Consider the following 20,158-nt stretch of genomic DNA (forward strand, 5'->3'; position numbering starts at 1 on the left):
GTGACAGACACCACCGGCGTCAGCACCCGTCTCGACGACGAGCGCCTGGAATTGCTGCGCCGCAAGCTCGCTGAGCGCGGCCTGGCCAGGACGACCGCCGAGGCGCCGGTCGCGGGCGACGGCGAGCCGCGCATGTCGGTCGGGCAGCACCGCATGTGGTTCGTGCAGTCCGTCGACCCCGACAGCGCGCTACTCAACATCTGTGTCTCCTACCGCCTCTCCGGCACGGTCGACATCGCGCGGCTGCACCGTGCGGTCGACGCCGTCGCCGCGCGGCACCGCGTGCTGCACACGACGTATGCCACCGGCGCTGAGGGCGACCCGCATCCCGTGGTTCGCCGGGACCTGCGACCCGAGTGGGCCGAGCACGATCTGACCGGGTTGCCCGATCAGGCGCGCCGGCTGCGGCTGGATGTGCTGGCGCAGCGAGACTTTCGCAGGCCATTCGATCTGAGCACCGATTCACCGCTGCGAGTCACGGTGGCGCGCCTGGCTGACGACGAGCAGATGCTGCTGATCACCGCGCACCACATCGCCTGGGACGACGGCTCCTGGGCACCGTTCTTCGCCGATCTGACCCGCGCATACACCGAACCGGACGCCTTCGCCGATGGCCGGGTGCTGACGGATCGTTCGGCGGCTGCGACCGCGATTCGGCAGGAGGACTTGGACTACTGGCGGGCGCTGATGGCCGACCTACCGGAACCCCTCGAGCTTCCCGGAGCCAACGGCTCGGTGGTACCCACCACGTGGCGTGCGCAGCGCGCGTTCGCGAAGTTGTCGGCGGACACCGTCGAGCGGGCGGCCGCGCTGGCCCACGAGACGGGCGCCACCCCGTACATGGTGTTGATGGCCGCGTTCGCCGCGCTCGTGCACCGATACACCCAATCGACCGACTTCCTGGTGGCGGCGCCGGTGCTCAACCGCGGCGTGGGCACCGAGGATGTGATCGGGTATCACGGCAACACGGTGGTGATTCGGCTGCGACCGCAACCACACCGGACTTTCCGTGAGCTGCTGGCCCAAACTCGTGACGACGCGGTAGGCGCCTTCGCCCATTCGCGCGCCGATCTGGACTGGCTCGTGCGCGAGTCGAATCCCGATCGTCGGCATGGCGCCGACCGGATGACCCGGGTGAGCTTCGGGCAGCGGGAGCCCGACGGCGTCGGCTTCTGTCCGCCGGGCGTGCGCTGCGAACGGGGCGAATTGCGCGGGCATTTCAATCAATTGCCGCTGAGCCTGATGGTCGAGCTGGACCGGACGCCGGACGGCCCCGGCGGCGGCATTGTCGAGGCCGAGTACCTGGTTGAGGTCATGGATCAGCAGTTGGTCGAGCAGCTGCTGCGCCATTACGCCACCTTGCTCGACGGCCTGCTCGCGGAGCCCGACTCGAAGCTGTCGGCATGCGCGTTGATGAGCGGCGAAGACGCCGAGTGGCTGCGCGCGGTGTCGACCGGCGAGAAGTTCGTCACCCCAGCCAGCACGTTGCCCGAGCTGGTCGCTCGCAGGGCGGGTATGACGCCCGACGCCATAGCCGTCGTCTACGAGGGCCGCGATTACAGCTACCGGGAGATCGACGAAGAGTCGAATCGCTTGGCGCACTGGCTCATCGCGCACGGCATCGGCACCGAGGACCGTGTCGCGGTGCTGCTGGACAAGTCTCCCGAATTGGTCATCACCGCACTCGGGGTGCTTAAGGCGGGCGGGGTCTATCTACCGGTGGATCCCACCTACCCGGAGGATCGACTCGCCTTCATCCTCGAGGATGCGGACGCCAAACTGGTTGTGCGCGAGCCGGTTAGCGATGCCGCAGAGTACCCGGCCACGGCGCCGGCCGAGCTGATCCGACCGCTGAGCCCGCACAACACCGCCTACCTGATCTACACCTCGGGCTCCACCGGGCTGCCCAAAGGTGTTCCGGTGCCACACGCGCCCATCGCCGAGTATTTCATCTGGTTCGGCGACGAGTACCGGGTCGACGACACCGACCGTCTGCTGCAGGTCGCCTCGCCCAGTTTCGACGTGTCGATGGGCGAAATCTTCGGCACGTTGATCATGGGCGCCCGCTTGGTGATTCCGCGGCCCGATGGGCTGCGCGACATCGGCTACCTGACCGACCTGCTGGCGCGCGAGGGCATTACGTCGATGCACTTCGTGCCGTCGCTGCTCGGGCTGTTCCTCTCATTACCCGGCGTGGGCCAGTGGCGGACCCTGCGACGCGTGCCCATCGGCGGGGAGCCCCTGCCCGGCGAGATCGCCGACAAGTTCCACGCCACCTTCGACGCGTCGCTGTACAACTTCTACGGTCCGACCGAGACGGTGGTGAACTGCACCAGCTATCCGGTGGAGGGCGCCCAGGGCACCCGGGTGGTCCCGATCGGCCGACCCAAGATCAACACGAAAGTGTATCTGCTCGACAACGCGCTGCGGCCGGTTCCCGTCGGCGTGATCGGTGAAATCTATATTGGCGGGACGCATGTCGCGCATGGCTATCACCGAAGGCCCCAAATGACGGCCGAGCGATTCGTCGCCGACCCGTCCACGCCCGGTGGGCGGATGTACCGCTCCGGTGATTTGGCCCGCCGCAACGCCCGGGGTGACATCGAGTTCGTCGGCCGCGCCGACGAGCAGGTGAAGATCCGCGGCTTCCGCATCGAGTTGGGTGAGATCGCGGCGGCGATCTCGGTCGATCCCAGCGTCGGGCAAGCGATCGTGGTGGCGATGGACCTGCCCCAGTTGGGCAAGAGCCTGGTGGGATACCTGACGCCGGCCCAGGGCGCCGGAACGGAAACGGTTGACGTCGAGCGCATCCGGGCGCGGGTGGCCGCCGCGCTGCCGGACTACATGACCCCGGCCGCCTACGTCGTGCTCGACGAGATCCCGATCACCGCGCATCAGAAGATCGATCGCGCCGCGCTGCCACAACCACAGATCGCAACGACTACCGAATTCCGGGACCCCACTACTCCCACCGAACAGCGTGTCGCGCAACTGTTTTCGGGGCTGCTCGGCCATGAGCGGGTGGGCGCCGACGACTCGTTCTTCGATTTGGGTGGCCATTCGCTGGTCGCCACCAAGCTGGTCACCGCCATTCGTGCGGAGTGCGCCGTGGAAATCGGGATCCGCGACGTGTTCGAACTCGCCACGGTCGCGGCGCTGGCCGAACGGATCGACCAGCTGGCTGCGGGTGAACTTCGGCAGTCGCGGCCCAGGCTGATCGCCACCGCGCACGACGAACCCATGGCGCTCTCGGCGTCACAGCTGCGCAGCTGGTTCGCCTACCGCGTCGACGGACCCAGCCGGGTCAACAACATCCCCTTCGCGGCGAAACTGACCGGGCCGTGGAACATCGACGCGCTGATCGCCGCGGTCGGCGATGTCGTTGCCAGGCACGAAATCCTGCGCACCAGCTACGTCGAGCTCGATGGTGTGCCGTATCAAGTCGTGGGTGCGGCCGGTGTCGAAGTTCCGGTGCGCCGCGAAGATGGACCCGACGACGCCTGGCTGCAGCGGCAGCTCGACGTCGAGCGGTGCCACTGCTTCGAGCTTGACGCCGAATTGCCGATCCGGGTCGCGGTGCTGCGCACCGAGAACTCAGGCGAGCACGTGCTGTCTGTAGTCGTGCACCACATCGCCTCCGACCACTGGTCGGCCGGCGTGCTGTTCTCCGACGTGATGTCCGCCTACCGGGCCCGTCGCGGCAAAGAAGCGCCGTCCTGGACCCCCCTGCGTGTGCAGTATGCGGACTACGCTACGTGGCAGCGCACGTTCCTGGGGGACGCCAATGGCCAGGAGTCCGCGATCGCCGGTGAGCAGCGGGAGTACTGGACCCGGCAGCTGGCCGGGTTGCCGGAGGACACCGGGCTGCGTCCGGACTTTCCGCGCCAGCCGGTGCCCAGCGGCGAGGGGCGGTCCGTCGACTTCCACATCGACTCGGCCACCCGCGCCAAGCTCGGTGAGCTATGTCGCGAGCTGGGCATCACCGAATTCATGCTGCTGCAAACGGCCGTCGCCGTGGTCTTGCACAAAGCCGGTGGCGGAACCGACATTCCGCTGGGCACCCCGGTCGCCGGCCGCACCGAAGCCGAGTTGGATCAGCTGATCGGATTCTTCGTCAACATCCTGGTGCTGCGCAACGATTTGGACGGCAACCCGACGTTGCGTGAGCTGCTCAAGCGGGCCCGGGAGACCGCCCTCGCCGCCTACGCCCACCAAGATCTGCCGTTCGACCGCATGGTCGACAGCGTCAGCCCGGTGCGCTCGCTGTCACGCAACCCGCTGTTCCAGGTCGTCGTGCACGTCCGGGATCACCTGTCCGCGACGAGGGTCATCGAGACTGCGCCCGCGGGCAGTGACGAGCAGGACACCGTGTGCACCTCGCTGGACCCGATCTTCGACATGGCCCACGCCGATCTGAGCGTCAATTTCTTCGGGACCGACGGCTCCGGTGACATCGGCTACCACTGCAATGTCATCTACCGCACCGAACTCTACGCCGAGACCACCGTCGAGCGGTTGGCGCATTGGCTGACCCAGACGCTCACTGAGTTTGCCGACGACGTCGATCAGACTTTGCGGGATGTCCAGCTCATCGACGCCGAAGAACAGCGCCGCATTCTGCGGGACTGGAGCCGCGGCGGGCAGCCGCAACGCGACCGGCTGAGCACCATCCCGGAGTTGCTGGAACCCAGCCGGACGTGGGGCTCCGACCGCATCGCGGTTCGTTGCGGCACGGAAAGCATCGATTACCCTGCGCTGCATCGCCGTTCGGACAACCTGGCCGCGCTGCTCGCGCTGAGCGGAGTGGGCGCCGGGTCGCTGGTCGGGTTGTCGACCCGGCGGAGCGTCGAGCTGGTGGTGGCGCTGGTGGCCATCATGAAGGCCGGCGCCGGTTACTTTCCCATCGATCCCGGTTATCCGCCGGCGCGAAAGCAATTCATGCTCGACGACGTGCGACCGCCGGTCGTGGTCGCGACGGTCGAAGCGATGGACGCCATGCCGCGGCTGCCCGGGGTCGAGCTGATCTCGCTGGACGACCCACAGGTACGCGCCCTAATGGACAGCGACGCCGTGCGTCCGGTGCCGGGGGCCCTGCCGCTTCCGCGCCCCGACGACCCGATGTACCTGGTGTTCACGTCCGGGTCCACCGGCAAGCCGAAAGGTGCCGTGGGAACTCATCGCTCGATGGCAGCGCGGCTCGACTGGCAGCTGCGGAACTACCCGCCGCGAACGGACGACGTCCGCCTGGCCCAGGCCTCCATCACTTTCCTCGAAGGCGGCATGGAGATGCTGGCCGGCCTGGCGGCCGGCGCGACGATGATTCTGGCCGACGATGCCGAGCACCGCGATCCGGAGGCCCTCGGGGACTTGATGGAGCGGTATTCGGTCGCTCAGGTAACCGCGGTGCCCAGCCTGGTCTCGGCGTTGGTGGACAGCCGGCCCGACGCCGTGCGCTCATTGTCGCGGCTGGTGTGCGGCGGCGAACCGGTCAGTACGGCGCTGCTGCAGCGCCTGGTGTCGGTGTGCGCCGACGAGGACGGCCCCGGCACGGAGCTGCTGAACAACATCGGGTCCACCGAGACCTCCGGCGCGGTGTCCCGCGGGAAGCTGGGTCTGCCGAATCCGCTTGTCGGAAAACCAGTCCCGGGTGCCGAGGCCTATCTGCTCGACGATGGATTGCGTCCCGTCCCGGTCGGTGTGGTGGGCGAACTGTACTACGCCGGTGACCAGCTGGCCCGAGGCTATTGGAAACGCGCGGGTCTGACCGCCACCCGGTTTATCGCCAGTCCCTATGGCGTAAAGCCGGGTTCGCGGTTGTACCGCAGTGGCGACCTGGCCCGATGGACCGAGGACGGCCAACTGGAATTCGTCGGACGCTCCGACCACCAGGTGCAGGTGCGCGGTTTCCGCGTCGAGCTGGCCGAGGTCGAGGCGGCGCTGGCCGCAGCGGACGGCGTCGCGGCCGCGGCAGCGCGCACGTGGGAGCTGCACGGCGGCACATCGCTGGCCGGATATGTTGTGCCGCAACGACCGATCGCCGATGGCGCCGAGAAGGCGGCTTTTGCGGGGGATGTGCGTGCCGCGATCGCCACGACACTGCCGGGGTATATGCTGCCGTCGTCGCTCACCGTGCTCGACGTCCTGCCAAAAACCGAATCGGGCAAGCTGAACCGGCCCGGACTGCCGCGGCCGGCGGTCAGCACCGGCGGACAGACCGAACCCCCGTGCACGGACACCGAGCGGGCGCTGGCCAAGGTCTTCGCGCAGTTGCTGTCGACTCCCGAAATCGGGCGCTGCGACGACTTTTTCGCCCTCGGCGGCGACAGCATCCTGTCCGTGCAGCTCGCCTCGCGGGCGCGGGCGGCCGGCCTGGCCGTGAGTCCGCGCATGATCTTCGAGAATCCGACGGTGCACCAGTTGGCCGCGGCGCTGGACGCTCTGGGTGGCGAAGGGGCCGACATCCAGCAGGGCGGGCAGGCGACCGATACCCGATTCGAGCCGATGAGTGCCTCCGGACTGTCGCCATCGGATCTGGCTGCCGTGACACGACTGTTCTCCTCGTCGCGTGAAGGCACGACATGACCGCCGCCAAAACGGATGTTGCTCCCGACATCGACGATGTGATGGCACTGAGCCCGCTGCAGGAGGGCTTGTACTCGCTGACCACACTCGCCGAATTCGCCGACGGGGACGCGGCGGATGACCCGTACGTCATCGGGATCGGGGCGGACATCTCCGGCGGACTCGATGTCACTCTGTTACGCGGGTGCGCGGAGCAGATGTTGGTGCGGCACCCGAACCTGCGGGCCAGCTTCTTCAGCCGGGGAATTCCGCGACCGGTGCAGATCGTGCCGTCCCGCGTCGAGCTGCCCTGGCGCCTGGTGGCCGCCACACCCGGCGACGTGCCGGCGCTGGAAACCGGCGAGCGCCGTCGACCGTTCGATCTGGAACGTGGGCCGGCGATCCGCTTTCTGTTGATCGAATTGCCCGGCGCGCAATGGCGGTTGGTGCTCACCGCCCATCACATCGTGATCGACGGATGGTCGCTGCCGGTGTTCGTCAACGAGATGATGATCCTGTATCAGGCCGGCGGCGACCCGTCGGCGCTGCCCGTGCCCCCGCGGCCGTACCGCGACTACATCGGCTGGCTGGCGAGCCGCGATCCGGAAACCAGCCACCGCGTCTGGCGCGAGCACCTGGCGGGCATCCCGGGGCCCACCCTGCTCGCCGCGTCGCTCGGATCCCTCGAGACGACCGAGGGCCGGCAGAGACCGCTGCCGCGCACCACCCGGCTGCGACTGCCGGCGGACACCACCAGACGGCTGATCGACGAAGGCCGATCCCGCGGCATCACCGTCAACACCCTGATGCAAATGGCGTGGGCGCTGGTGTTGTCGCGGCTGACCGACACGCACGATGTGGTTTTCGGCGTCACCGTTTCCGGCCGTCCCCCCGAACTGGCCGGCGTCGAGACCATGGTCGGCCTGTTCATCAACACCGTGCCGCTGCGCGTGGTGCTGGAGCCGGCCGCGACGGCCGGCGAGCAATGCCGCGCCGTGCAGCGCAACGCCGCGCTGCTGCGTGAGCACAGCTACCTCGGGCATGCCCAACTTCGGGCCCTCGGCGGGGTCGGGGAAATGTTCGACACCCTGCTGGTCTACGAGAACTTCCCGATGAACGGACTGGCCGCGGGGGGCGAATTGACCGCTGACGGAGCGACATTCCGCCCGTCCGCCCTGCAAACTCTGTCACATTTTCCGATCGCCATCGCCGCCCATATGGAGGGCGGCGAGCTGGTGGTGCTGATCGAAGCGATCGACGGGGCGCTGGGTGCCGTTCCCGCCGCCACATTAGGACGGCGGGTGCTCACCACCGCGGAGAGGCTGTTGCAGGGCTGGGAGCGTCCGCTGCGCGAAATCGGTGTCCTGCTCGACGATGAGGCGGACCCGCTGCGCGCCGCCGGTACGCCAAAGCCGGTGTCGCCGTTGAGCGTCCACGCCCGATTCGCCGGCGTCGTGGCCAGGGCACCGGACCGGCCGGCGGTCAGCTGGGCTGGTGGCACGCTGAGCTATCGCGAGCTGGACCTGCACAGCACCCGGCTGGCGGCGCGACTAGCCCACAAGGGAGTCACGCCCGAAACGCCGGTGGGCATCAGGCTTTCCCGGGGCCCGCGGTACGTCATCGCGATACTCGCCGTGCTCAAAGCCGGTGGCATGTGCGTTCCGATGGAGCCGGGAACGCCCCCCGAAAGGGTGAGCTCGATCCTGCGTCAATCGGGCGCACCGATCGTGTTGGACGAAGAGCTGACCGAAGAGCTGCTCGACGGCGGCGAACAGCTTGACGATGACTTCAACCCCGTGGACGTTCCACTCGCCCAGGCCGCATACGTCGTGTTCACCTCGGGCACGACCGGAGAACCCAAGGGCGTCATCGGAACTCATGGCGCGATAAGCGCCTACGCCGACGATCACCTGGACCGCGTGCTGCGGCCCGCCGCAGGCGAACTGGGCCGGCCGCTGCGCATCGCGCACGCGTGGTCGTTCGCCTTCGACGCCGCGTGGCAGCCGCTGGCCGGCCTGCTCGACGGACACGGCATTCATATCGTCGACGAACACACCCAGATCGATGCCGAGGCTCTTGTCGCGCTGATCGCCGCGCACGATATCGACATGATCGACACCACGCCGTCGATGTTTGCCCAGCTGCAAGCGTTTGGTTTGCTGACCGACGCGTCACTGGCCGTGCTGGCGCTGGGCGGCGAGGCGGTCGGCAGATCGGCCTGGGCCCGGATTCGCAACGCGTGCGGCGCAACGGCGATGACGGCCTACAACTGCTACGGGCCCACCGAAACGACGGTCGAGGCGGTGGTCGCCGCCATCGCCGAGCACGACGAGCCATCCATCGGGCGGCCGACCCGGCACACCCGCGGCTACGTGCTGGATTCCGCGCTACGCCCGGTGCCCTCTGGAGCGACGGGCGAACTGTATCTGGGCGGTGCCCAGCTGGCCCGCGGCTACCTGGGCCGCGCTGCGGAGACCGCCGCCCGCTTTCTCGCCGACCCGTTCGCACCGGCCGAACGGATGTACCGCACCGGCGACCTGGTGCGCCGGTTACCCAGCGGCTCGGTGCAATACGTAGGACGCGCCGATGCACAGGTGAAGATCCGCGGCCACCGCGTCGAACCCGGCGAAATCGCCGCCGCACTCGAATCACACCCAGCCGTGCAGCACGCGGGAGTGTTGGTGCAGCAGCGCCGGGGCCATGCGCGGCTCACCGCCTACGTGGCCCCGGACACGACCGCGGGCCGGCCCGCAACGGCCGAGCTGCGGAGCATGCTCAGCACGCGGCTGCCGCGCTACATGGTTCCACAGCGCATCGTCCTGGTCGACGAAATCCCGTTGACCGCCAACGGAAAGCTGGACGAAACCGCGTTGGCCGCTCTCGATGACGGCGAGTCCGAGGTCGGCGCGGCGACGCCCGACACCGCCACGGAATACGCGTTGGCCGACCTGCTCGCCGAGCTGCTCGGGCAACCGCGCATCGACGTCACCGCGGACTTCCTGCAGCTCGGCCTGGACAGCATCATGGCGCTGTCGGTGGTGCAAGCGGCCCGTGCACGCGGAATTGCCCTGCGCGCCAGGCTCATCCTCGAGTGCAGCAATGTTCGCGAACTGGCCGAGGCGATCGACGCGGAGACCACGGCCGCTGCCCAGCAGGTGGACACCGGCAGCGGGCCAATGCCGTTGCTGCCCAACGCGCGGTGGCTCTACGAATTCGGCGACCCGCGCAGGCTCGCCCAGACCGAAGCCATCCGCTTGCCCGAGACGCTGCGCCGCGAGCAGTTGGATGCGGCTCTGGCCGGCATCATCGAGGGCCACGAAGTGCTGCGCACCCGGGTGAACCGTTCCACCATGACCCTGACGCCCGTACCGGCCGCCGATATCGTCAGCCTGGTCAACGAGGTTGATGTGGTTGGCGATCTGGTCGCCGCCGTGCCCGAACATGTCGCCCAGGCCCTCGATCGCCTCGACCCCGAAGGCGGCGCGCTGCTGTCCGCTGTGTGGTTACGGCCGCCGGTGGGAGAGAGCGTCCTGCTGCTGGCGGCGCATGTCGTCGCGCTGGACCCGGCGTCGTGGCGGGTCGTCCTCGGCGAACTCGGTGCCGCCCTGACGGCCGCGGCCGCCGGCCACGCACCGGCGCCCATTCGCGAACACACCAGCTATCGACGCTGGGCGGACGCGCTCATCGCGCGGGCACACCGGTTGGACACGGTGCAATTCTGGGCGGCCCAGCTGGAGGGCGACGATCCTGACCTCGGTGCCCGGCGGCTCGATCCCAGCCGCGACCGGGCTCGCGATCTGCTCGTTCGTAACATCGCCACCGACGCTGAGGTCACCCGCCGGCTGCTGGAATCGGGGCTGTCGTTGCCCACGCTCCTGGTCGCCGCCACCGCGGCGACGGTGACGCGCTGGCGCGAGCTGCGCGGTCAGGCCACGCCGCCCCCGCTGCTCGCACTCGAAACCCACGGTCGCGCGGATAGTTTGGTGGACGCGCCGGGTGCGCACACCGTCGACACCAGCGACACGGTCGGTTTGCTCAGCTCCATCTACCCGGTGCGACTGGACTCGAGTGATCCGCGCGAAGTGGGGGAGAGGTTGTCGGCGATCCCCGGCGATGGACTCGACTACGGATTGCTGCGCTACTTGCGGGATGACACCGCCGACCGGCTCGCCGCTTTTCCACCACCGCAACTGCTGCTGAACTATCTCGGCGCCGCCCACACCGACGGTGGCACAGGGCTGCGGCTCGAACGCGAGTTACTGGCCGGGACGTCGCCGGTCCCGGAGCCTGAGCTGGCGGTGCGACACGAGCTCACCATCGCGGCGATAGTGCTGACCTACGACGGCGAGCGGGTTCTGGCGGCGCAGTGGCGCGCCCTGCCCGACATTCTCGATGAGGCGGATATAGCTGCGCTACAGGAACTTTGGATTGATTCGCTGCGGGAGATGGTGAGATGAGCACACTGGCGATCCTGGGTGCCGGCGCCAAGGCGGTGGCGGTGGCCGCCAAGGCCTTCGCCCTGCGCGAAATGAACATCGAGGTCCCGGACGTGGTGGCCGTGGAGCGGATCGGCGTGGCGGCGAACTGGCAGGCCAGCGGTGGCTGGACCGATGGCGCGCACCGGCTGGGCACCAGCCCGGAAAAAGACGTCGGCTTTCCCTACCGCTCGGCGTTGGTGCCGCGCCGCAACGCCGAACTCGACGAGAGGATGACCCGCTACAGCTGGCAGTCGTATCTGATCGCGACGGCGTCGTTCGCCGAGTGGATCGACCGCGGCAGGCCGGCGCCGACGCATCGTCGGTGGAGCCAGTACCTGGGTTGGGTCGCCGGCCATGTGGGAATGAACGTGATTCACGGTGACGTCGAACGAGTGGCGATCGCCGGGGACCGCTGGGCGCTACACACTCACGAGACCACCGTTCACGCCGATGCGTTGATGATCACCGGCCCGGGCCAGGCCGAAAGGTCCTTGCTTCCCGGCAATCCGCGCATGCTGTCGATTGCCCAATTCTGGGACCGTGCCGCCAATCACGACCGGATCAATGCGGAGCGGGTGGCGGTGATCGGCGGTGGCGAGACGGCCGCGGCAATGCTCTATGAACTCTTCCGGCACCGAGTGTCGAGCATCACCGTGATTTCGCCACAGGCCACGTTGTTCACCCGTGGCGAGGGGTTTTTCGAGAACTCGCTGTTCTCCGATCCCACCAACTGGCCGGCCCTCACCCTTGCCGAACGCCGCGATGCGTTGGCCCGCACCGACCGCGGGGTGTTCTCGTCCAACGTGCAGGAAGCGCTGCTGGCCGACGATCGCATTCACCACCTGCGTGGCCGCGTCGCGCACGCGGTAGGCAAGGAGGGACAGATCCGGTTGACGCTGTCCACCAACCGCGGGAGCGAGAACCTCGAGACGGTACATGGGTTTGATCTCGTGATCGACGGCTCGGGCGCCGATTCACTCTGGTTCGCATCGCTATTCAGCCAGGATGCACTGGATCTGCTCGAACTAGGTCTGGGTGGGCCACTGACCTCAGAGCGGCTGTCCGAGGCGATAGGTTATGACCTGGCCGTCACGGATGTGACGCCCAAACTGTTCCTGCCCAACCTGTCGGGACTTACCCAGGGGCCCGGTTTTCCCAACCTGAGCTGCCTCGGATTGCTGTCCGATCGGGTGTTGGGATCCACCGTGGGCCCGGCGAGGTATTCGGTGACCACTACACACGATGCGCGCCGACCCCTTTGACGATGGCGGGGCCGCGCGACCGTAGCGTCGTCATAACGTGACCCACCTGAGACACAAATTCAGGTGTCACAGTGCACACTTACACCATCTTCATCCATGGAGACGTGTGACCGCGTGCGGCCATCCGCAAGATATCCGCGACGGTCCATGTGCATCGAAGGGGGACCTGTGAAATCCGTGAAGTCCATTGCCACGGGCGTGGCGGCCTTGACCGCCATTGGCGGCGCCGCCGCCGGTGTGGCTTCCATCGCAGCACCGATCGGCCTCGATCAGGTGCAACTCGCTGCGGTCGGCGCGCCACTGCCGCAGGACCCGCCGCCGCCTCCGCCGCCCGCGCCACCGGGAGCGCCAGGGCAGTTGCCGACGGCTGACCAATTGGCCAACCTCTGCACGCAGGCCACCGACCCCGGCGTCAACTACAGGGACAAGGCCAACCTGGTCGAAAACGGCATCCCCCAAAACGAGGGTATGGTGGCCGACCACGACCTGCGGAAGGCCTACCGCAACGGGAACTTCCCCGAGCAGTTCAACGTCACCAACATCACGCCGGCGGGTCCGAACATGGCCCAGGCCGACGTGGCCATCACGGGGCCGAAGTTCGCCGGACCGGTCAACAAGCACCTGGTGTTCGTCAACCAGAACGGAACCTGGGTCTTGCAACACGATGCCGCGCTCGCCCTGCTGCAGGCGGCGACCGCGACCAACTAAGGCAGATCCGCGTCGAGTAATACCGACGCTTCGAACCGAATCCCATGCGCCCCGGAAGGCGGCGCATGGGATTTGGCGTTCATGCCCCCGTCCACACAGATCAATCACCCCGGCGGCATCAACGAAACTTCCCTCATCGGATGGCCGTAACGTATCGGTGCCCAGGCGCGAAATACGAGACGCGAAAGGCGCGCTGACACCATCCACACCGCCACCAATTGGCGATGCCGGTTGCTGATCGTGCATCGAGATTCGTGCTGGTCAAAAAGGGGGAACCATGGGAATCGTCAAGACCGTTGCCACCGGGGTGGCTGCGCTGGCCATCGTCGGGGGCGTCGCCGGCGGCGTGGCCTCGGCCGTGACGCCGAGTGCGCTGGCCGCCGGAGTGCGACTCACCACCGTCGGCTTGCCGATTCCGCAGGATCCGCCGCCCGCGCAGCCGGTTGCGGGCGCCAGCGTGCCCACCTCCGATCAGCTGGCCGGCGTGCTCGACACCCTTGCCGACCCTAAGGTCTCCTTCGCCAAGAAGAGCAACCTGGTGCAGGGCGGCATCAGCGGGATGGAAGCGCACGTCGCAGACAAGAAGCTGCAGAAGGCGGCCAAGAACGGCGACCTGCCGCTGTCGTTCGGCGTCACCAACATCCAACCCGCCGCGGCCGGTTCGGCGACCGCCGACGTCGCGGTCTCCGGCCCCAAGCTGGCGTCGCCGGTCACGCAGAACGTCACGTTCGTCAACCAGGGCGGCTGGGTGCTGACGCGGGCGTCGGCGATGGAACTGCTGCAGGCCGCCGGTCAGTGATCGGCGCGTAACGCGCGCAGGTCCAACTTGGCGATGCGCGCCGGATCCGCCAGCACGTCGATCGCGCGGATTCGGCCGTCACGCACCACGAAACCCATGACGGATGCGGCGCGGCCGGCGACGAAAATCACCGCTCCGGCGGCGCCGTTCACGGTGGCGCTGCGCACCTCGCGTTCCGGCCCGCCGTAACTGCGGGCCAGCTTGGCCACCGAGGACGCGCCTTCGGCGCGGAAGACGGCCGTGGCGGGGCCGAAGTCGCCACGCAACACCACGTCGGGATGGAGCACCGCGACCAGGCGGTCGAACTCGCCGCTGCGCCCCGCCGCGAAGAAGGCGTCGACCACCTCGCGCTGCGCGATCAAGGTGCCGTCGGGCGCCGGGTCGGCCCGCTCGATCCGGCGTCGGGCCCGGCTGGCCAGCTTGCGGGCCGCCTCCGGCGTTCGGTCCACGATGGCCGCGATCTGATCGAACGGCACGGTGAAGACGTCGTGCAGCACGAACGCCAGGCGCTCGGCCGGCGGCAGCGTGTCCAGCACAACGAACAGCGCCAGTCCCACCGCGTCGGCCAGCATCGCGCGGTGCTCGGGATCGAATTCACCGACCGCCTCCACAATCGGATCGGGCAGGTGACCGGAAAGTTCCTCGCCGCCGCGAGTCCGGCGGTCGCGCAACATGTTCAGGCAGATGCGCGCTACCACGGTGGTCAGCCAGGCGTCCAGGTTGGCGATGCGGTTCGCGCCGTCCGATTCGGTGCTGCGGCTCAGCCGCAACCACGCCTCCTGCACCGCGTCCTGAGCGTCGTCGATCGAACCCAGCATGCGGTAGGCGATCGCGCCCAGCTGCGGTCGGGCCGCCTCGAAGCGAGCCGCCAATGACGGATCCGCCGTCACGGCCGGTCGGTCTCGGGCAACGCGCACACCCGGTTGGCCGAGAAGCCCGACGAGCCGATACCGAGGGCGATGTTGAACCGGGCGCGCATGTTGCCCAGGTTGATGACGTGGGTCAGGCCGACGAGCTGCGGCGTGTCGAAGTGGACACGCAGCGCGTCGAAAAGCTCATCGGTCACCTCGACCGGGGTGCGGCTCATCGCGGTGGCGTACTCCAGGATCAGCTTGTCGACGTCGGAGAAACAGACGGCGTTGCGGTAATTCGCCATCGCCAGCAACTCCGCGTCGGTGATGCCCCACTGCCGGGCGATCTGCGAGCCGAGGTCGATGCAGTACTCACAGCGCACCGTCGTCGCCGCCTTGAGCTCCGCCAGCGCGCGATGTCGGGGGCTGAGGATGTCGAGTTTCGACTCGGCCTGCTCCAACTTGCCGTAGGCGCTGAGCAATCGGGGGATATGCGCGTACATCCGCAGCGGCTCGAGCATCCCCACGGTTTCGAGCCCGGCCATCTGCGCGAGCTTGCGTTTGGTGAAGAAGAAGGCGATTTTGGCGCCGAGGCCGGCGTCGCGGTCGGAGACCCCTTGCAGCCGTGACATGGCGATCCTCCTGGCAAGTTGTGGCTTGAAACCAACGTCCTTACTAGGTCGACCCGCGGCGAACCCCGAACGTGACACTTATGCGGGCGACCCCAGCGGCATATCCATGTCGAACACCCGGGCATGCAGCACGGTGCGGTTCCGCAGCGCCGCGCGCACCGCGCGATGCAGGCCGTCTTCGAGATAGGTGATGCCCTTCCAGCGGACGGCGTGCGGGAAGAGGTCGCCGTAGAAGGTGGAGTCCTCGGAGAGCAAGCGGTCCAGTGCGAGGACCGTTGTGGTGGTGACCAATTCGTCGAGCCGGATCTGCTGCGGCGGTATCTGGGACCAATCCCGATAGGACAGGTTGTGTTCGGGATACGGCTTACCGTCGCGCACGCCCTTGAAGATCATCGGCCGACCTCTTCTGACTCGTTGCTGTGGCCCGACCGCTTCATTCTGGAAAGGCTAGCCGGACCGACGTTCGGCAGCACCTGTGCATCCGAACAGAGTCGTCCGACAGCCGCCGCGGGCGCCCCGGCGATGACGGGCGGTGGTCCTTGCGGCAACCGGTTCCGCCGAACCGCCGCTCGTGACGGTCGGCATCGCCCGAGCCCGTAAAATGAATCCGGTCAACGCGGTATCGAAGGAGGTGGCGGCCGGTGGGAAGTGCCGATGACCGTCGGTTTGAGGTGCTGCGCGCCATCGTCGCCGACTTCGTCGCCACCAAAGAGCCGATCGGGTCGAAGGCGTTGGTGGACCGCCACAACCTGGGCGTCTCGTCCGCCACGGTCCGCAACGACATGGCGGTACTCGAGGCCGAGGGCTACATCACCCAGCCGCACACCAGTTCCGGCCGGGTCCCTACCGAGAAGGGCTACCGCGAGTTCGTCGACCGGCTCGACGACGTCAAGCCGCTGTCCTCGGCCGAACGGCGCGCGATTCAGAGCTTCCTCGAGTCCGGCGTCGACCTCGATGACGTCCTGCGCCGGGCGGTCCGGCTGCTGTCGCAACTGACCCGGCAGGTGGCCGTGGTGCAGTACCCCACGCTGTCGTCGTCCACCGTGCGGCACCTCGAAGTGATCGCCCTGACCCCGGCGCGGCTGCTCATGGTCGTCATCACCGACTCCGGCCGGGTCGACCAGCGGGTGGTCGAACTCGGTGACGTCATCGACGATCACGAACTTTCACAGCTGCGGGAGATGCTCGGCCAGGCGCTGGTCGGCAAGAAGTTGTCGGCCGCCTCCGTCGCGGTGGCCGACCTCGCGGGACAGCTGAGCAGCCCAGACGGCTTGGGCGACGCCGTCGGCCGGTCGGCGACGGTGTTGCTGGAATCGCTCGTCGAACACACCGAAGAGCGCTTGTTGCTGGGCGGTACCGCGAACCTGACCCGTAACGCGGCCGATTTCGGTGGCTCGTTGCGCTCCATCCTGGAAGCGCTGGAGGAGCAGGTGGTGGTGCTGCGGTTGCTGGCCGCCCAGCAGGAAGCCGGTAAGGTGACGGTGCGAATCGGCCATGAGACGGCCGCCGAGCAGATATTGGGCACCTCCGTGGTGACCACCGCCTACGGCACCTCCGACACCGTTTACGGGGGAATGGGTGTGCTGGGGCCCACCCGGATGGACTATCCGGGAACTATCGCCAGCGTTGCTGCGGTTGCCCTATATATCGGCGAAGTCCTGGGTGCTCGATGAACGCGCACCCGCAGGGTGGGTACGCGCGGGGATAGACCAGGTATAGGAGAGTCAAGCGTGGCACGCGATTACTACGGGCTGCTCGGCGTGAGCAGAAACGCCAGCGACGCGGAGATCAAGCGCGCGTACCGCAAACTGGCGCGCGAACTGCATCCCGACGTCAACCCCGACCAGGCCGCGCAGGCGAAATTCCAGGAGATCTCTGCCGCCTACGAGGTGCTGAGCGATCCCGAGAAGCGGCGGATCGTGGACCTGGGCGGCGACCCGTTGGAGAACGCGGCCGCGGCGGGCGGCGGGTTCGGCGGATTCGGTGGCGGGCTTGGCGACGTATTCGAGGCCTTCTTCGGCGGCGGCTTCAGCGGCGGCGCGACCTCCCGCGGCCCGATCGGGCGGGTGCGTCCGGGCTCGGACTCGCTGCTACGGATGCGGCTCGACCTCGAAGAGTGCGCTACCGGCGTGACCAAGCAGGTCACCGTCGACACCGCGGTGCTGTGTGACCGGTGCCAGGGCAAGGGCACCAACGGCGATTCGGTACCGGTGCCCTGCGACACCTGCGGTGGCCGCGGCGAGGTGCAGACGGTGCAGCGCTCGCTGCTCGGCCAGGTGATGACCTCGCGACCGTGTCCAACGTGCCGTGGTGTCGGCGTCGTCATCCCCGACCCGTGCCACCAGTGCATGGGCGACGGCCGGGTGCGGGCCCGCCGCGAGATCAGCGTCAAGATACCGGCCGGCGTCGGCGACGGCATGCGCGTCCGGCTCGCCGCCCAGGGCGAGGTCGGGCCCGGTGGCGGCCCGGCCGGTGACCTGTACGTCGAGGTGCACGAACAGGCCCACGACGTCTTCGTCCGCGAAGGCGACGACCTGCACTGCACGGTTTCCGTCCCGATGGTCGACGCGGCGCTGGGCGTCACCGTCACCGTCGACGCCATCCTGGACGGCGTCAGCGAGATCACCATTCCGCCCGGGACCCAACCGGCTTCGGTCATCACGCTGCGTGGCCACGGCATGCCGCACCTGCGATCCGGCACCCGGGGCGATCTGCACGTCCACGTCGAGGTGGTGGTTCCGGCCCGGCTCGACCACCGCGACACCGAATTGCTGCGCGAGCTGAAGGCTCGCCGCAACCGCGACGTGCCCGAGGTCCGCTCGACACATGCCGGCGGAGGCTTGTTCAGCCGGCTCCGCGAAACCTTCACCGGACGCTAGCCGGCGCCCGGAGGCGCGCACATGGTCGCGACCCTGTTCTACCTCGACGGTCTGCCGGAGCCCGGCTCGGTCGCCGTGCTGGGCGGTGACGAGGGTTTCCACGCGGCCACCGTGCGGCGAATCCGTCCCGGCGAACGACTCGTGCTCGGCGACGGTGCCGGAGCCCTGGCCCACTGCGAGGTGGAACATGCCGGGCGCGACGGACTGCGGGCGCGGGTGCTCGAGCGCTGGAGCGTCGCGCCGGGGTCCCCGCCCGTGACGGTCGTGCAGGCCCTGCCGAAGTCGGAGCGTTCGGAGCTGGCCATCGAGCTGGCCACCGAGGCCGGCGCCGACGCCTTCGTGGCGTGGCAGGCCGCGCGATGCGTGGCCAATTGGCAGGGCAATCGGGTCGACAAGGGGTTGCGCCGATGGCGTGCCGTCGTCCGGTCGGCGGCCCGGCAATCCCGTCGGGCACACATCCCGGCGGTCGACGGCGTGTTGTCCACCGCAGAGCTGACACGGCGGATCCGCGACGAGGTGGCCGCGGGCGCGACGGCGCTGGCCTTGCACGAGTCGGCCACCGACCGACTCGCGGATATCGAGCTGGCACAGGCGAAGTCACTGCTGCTGCTCATCGGTCCAGAAGGGGGGATCGCCGACGACGAGATGGCGGCGTTGTCCGAGGCGGGCGCGGCGGCGGTGCGGCTCGGACCCCAGGTGCTGCGGACGTCGACAGCCGCGGCCGTGGCGCTGGGTGCCCTGGGCGTGCTGACCCCGCGCTGGGACCCGCCGGGCGATGTGCCGGCAAACGGCCTGGCGCAGCAGGTTCGCGACACCGGCGCGCCGTCGAGTACGTTGCTGAACACTGACCAACCCGGGCCCTCGGCGTAGACTGAGACGGCCCAGCAACCCACCGACAAGCCGAGAAAGCAGGCATCGAGAGCCACGTGACACCCCGCGAGACCAGCGCTGCTGACGCAGCCGGAGCCGTCCCCGCCTCTGCTCAGGTTCGCAGCAGCATCGATGTTCCGCCCGATGTCGTGATGGGCTTATTGGGTTCGGCCGACCAGAACCTGCGGGCCCTGGAGCGCAGCCTGAACGCCGATTTGCACGTGCGTGGCAATGCGGTCACCCTCGCCGGTGAGCCCGCCGACGTCGCGCTCGCCGAGCGGGCGCTCTCCGAACTGATCGCCATCGTTGCCGGTGGTCAGCCGCTGACCCCGGAGGTGGTTCGCCACAGCGTCGCCATGCTGGCCGGCACCGACAACGAGTCACCGGCCGAGGTGCTGACGCTGGACGTCTTGTCGCGGCGCGGAAAGACGATCCGGCCCAAGACGCTCAACCAGAAGCGCTATGTCGACGCCATCGACGCCAACACCATCGTCTTCGGGGTCGGTCCGGCCGGCACCGGCAAGACGTATCTGGCGATGGCCAAGGCGGTCAACGCCCTGCAGACCAAACAGGTCAGCCGCATCATCTTGACCCGCCCGGCCGTGGAAGCCGGTGAGCGCCTTGGCTTTCTGCCCGGAACCCTCAGCGAAAAGATCGATCCATATCTGCGGCCGCTGTATGACGCGCTGTACGACATGATGGATCCCGAGCTGATCCCCAAACTGATGACCGCCGGAGTCATCGAGGTTGCGCCGCTGGCCTACATGCGCGGACGGACCCTCAATTCCGCGTTCATCGTTCTCGACGAGGCGCAGAACACCACCGCTGAGCAGATGAAGATGTTCCTCACCCGACTCGGCTTCGGATCGAAGATCGTTGTCACCGGCGACATCACGCAGGTCGACCTTCCGGGCGGCGCCAGGTCAGGCCTGCGCTCGGCGATGGAGATCCTGGACAGCGTGGATGACATCCACGTCGCCGAGCTGACCAGTGTGGACGTGGTCCGCCACCGGCTCGTCTCGGAGATCGTCGACGCCTATGCGAAGTTTGACGAGCCCGGCCTGACGATGAACAGGGCGTCGCGGCGGGCGGCGGGCTCGCGTGGTCGTCGATGATGG

12 protein-coding genes are annotated in these 20,158 nt (G+C 68.2%); 9 read left to right on the top strand and 3 right to left on the bottom strand.

Annotated features, from left to right (window positions below; translation table 11 throughout):
• From AC5Y4H_RS07975 to AC5Y4H_RS07995, 5 genes are all read left to right on the top strand, one after another.
• The gene (locus AC5Y4H_RS07975; protein WP_499980119.1) at positions 1 to 6,582 is read left to right on the top strand and encodes an amino acid adenylation domain-containing protein; all 6,582 of its coding nucleotides are present in this window, start codon (positions 1 to 3) and stop codon (positions 6,580 to 6,582) included.
• Positions 6,579 to 11,018 (top strand): amino acid adenylation domain-containing protein, encoded by a 4,440-nt coding sequence (locus AC5Y4H_RS07980; protein WP_499980120.1) that lies wholly within the window; start codon positions 6,579 to 6,581, stop codon positions 11,016 to 11,018. Before AC5Y4H_RS07975 ends, AC5Y4H_RS07980 begins: the two co-directional genes overlap by 4 nt.
• The gene (gene mbtG / locus AC5Y4H_RS07985; protein WP_499980121.1) at positions 11,015 to 12,301 is read left to right on the top strand and encodes an NADPH-dependent L-lysine N(6)-monooxygenase MbtG; all 1,287 of its coding nucleotides are present in this window, start codon (positions 11,015 to 11,017) and stop codon (positions 12,299 to 12,301) included. Before AC5Y4H_RS07980 ends, mbtG begins: the two co-directional genes overlap by 4 nt.
• Positions 12,302 to 12,469: 168 nt before the next feature.
• Positions 12,470 to 13,009: an MTB12 family secreted protein gene (locus AC5Y4H_RS07990; protein WP_499980123.1), complete on the top strand. Its 540-nt coding sequence runs from the start codon at positions 12,470 to 12,472 to the stop codon at positions 13,007 to 13,009.
• A gap of 277 nt (positions 13,010 to 13,286) precedes the next feature.
• Positions 13,287 to 13,808: an MTB12 family secreted protein gene (locus tag AC5Y4H_RS07995; protein WP_499980125.1), complete on the top strand. Its 522-nt coding sequence runs from the start codon at positions 13,287 to 13,289 to the stop codon at positions 13,806 to 13,808.
• On the opposite strand, the gene AC5Y4H_RS08000 is transcribed toward AC5Y4H_RS07995, so the two are convergent.
• The 3 genes from AC5Y4H_RS08000 to AC5Y4H_RS08010 all read right to left on the bottom strand — a co-directional run bounded on the left by AC5Y4H_RS08000 (position 13,802) and on the right by AC5Y4H_RS08010 (position 15,684).
• The gene (locus tag AC5Y4H_RS08000; protein ID WP_499980126.1) at positions 13,802 to 14,698 is read right to left on the bottom strand and encodes a sigma-70 family RNA polymerase sigma factor; all 897 of its coding nucleotides are present in this window, start codon (positions 14,696 to 14,698) and stop codon (positions 13,802 to 13,804) included. The two genes, AC5Y4H_RS07995 and AC5Y4H_RS08000, sit on opposite strands and share 7 nt — an antisense overlap.
• Positions 14,695 to 15,291 carry a carboxymuconolactone decarboxylase family protein gene (locus AC5Y4H_RS08005; protein WP_499980127.1) on the bottom strand — a complete coding sequence of 199 codons (597 nt, stop codon included), beginning with the start codon at positions 15,289 to 15,291 and terminating at the stop codon, positions 14,695 to 14,697. The genes AC5Y4H_RS08000 and AC5Y4H_RS08005 overlap by 4 nt, the downstream gene beginning before the upstream one ends.
• Before the next feature lie 78 nt (positions 15,292 to 15,369).
• Positions 15,370 to 15,684, bottom strand: coding sequence for a type II toxin-antitoxin system VapB family antitoxin (locus AC5Y4H_RS08010; protein WP_499980129.1), 315 nt, complete (start codon positions 15,682 to 15,684; stop codon positions 15,370 to 15,372).
• A 248-nt stretch (positions 15,685 to 15,932) separates the two neighbouring features.
• Between AC5Y4H_RS08010 and hrcA the strand changes: the two genes are divergently transcribed.
• Genes hrcA through AC5Y4H_RS08030 form a run of 4 tightly spaced genes read left to right on the top strand, consistent with a single transcriptional unit; the run spans position 15,933 to position 20,155 of the window.
• Complete coding sequence (gene hrcA, locus AC5Y4H_RS08015) at positions 15,933 to 16,964, top strand: heat-inducible transcriptional repressor HrcA (protein ID WP_067123147.1); 1,032 nt, start codon at positions 15,933 to 15,935, stop codon at positions 16,962 to 16,964.
• A gap of 57 nt (positions 16,965 to 17,021) precedes the next feature.
• A complete protein-coding gene (gene dnaJ, locus AC5Y4H_RS08020) occupies positions 17,022 to 18,170 on the top strand; it encodes a molecular chaperone DnaJ (protein WP_499980130.1) in 1,149 nt (382 codons plus the stop codon).
• Between the two features lie 21 nt (positions 18,171 to 18,191).
• On the top strand, positions 18,192 to 19,040 hold the full coding sequence (locus AC5Y4H_RS08025) for a 16S rRNA (uracil(1498)-N(3))-methyltransferase (protein WP_499980133.1): 849 nt from the start codon (positions 18,192 to 18,194) through the stop codon (positions 19,038 to 19,040).
• A 56-nt stretch (positions 19,041 to 19,096) separates the two neighbouring features.
• Positions 19,097 to 20,155: a PhoH family protein gene (locus AC5Y4H_RS08030; protein WP_499980135.1), complete on the top strand. Its 1,059-nt coding sequence runs from the start codon at positions 19,097 to 19,099 to the stop codon at positions 20,153 to 20,155.
• The last annotated feature ends 3 nt before the right edge of the window (positions 20,156 to 20,158 follow it).

It is taken from the genome of Mycobacterium sp. NGS58 (genome assembly GCF_059812385.1).

What these genes read in the sequence shown, in the direction of transcription:
- AC5Y4H_RS08005 (WP_499980127.1), bottom strand. Translation starts at nt 15,291, where the DNA reads ATGTCACGGCTGCAAGGGGTCTCCGACCGCGACGCCGGCCTCGGCGCC.
- AC5Y4H_RS07995 (WP_499980125.1), top strand. Translation starts at nt 13,287, where the DNA reads ATGGGAATCGTCAAGACCGTTGCCACCGGGGTGGCTGCGCTGGCCATC.
- AC5Y4H_RS07980 (WP_499980120.1), top strand. Translation starts at nt 6,579, where the DNA reads ATGACCGCCGCCAAAACGGATGTTGCTCCCGACATCGACGATGTGATG.
- AC5Y4H_RS08010 (WP_499980129.1), bottom strand. Translation starts at nt 15,684, where the DNA reads ATGATCTTCAAGGGCGTGCGCGACGGTAAGCCGTATCCCGAACACAAC.
- AC5Y4H_RS08025 (WP_499980133.1), top strand. Translation starts at nt 18,192, where the DNA reads ATGGTCGCGACCCTGTTCTACCTCGACGGTCTGCCGGAGCCCGGCTCG.
- mbtG (WP_499980121.1), top strand. Translation starts at nt 11,015, where the DNA reads ATGAGCACACTGGCGATCCTGGGTGCCGGCGCCAAGGCGGTGGCGGTG.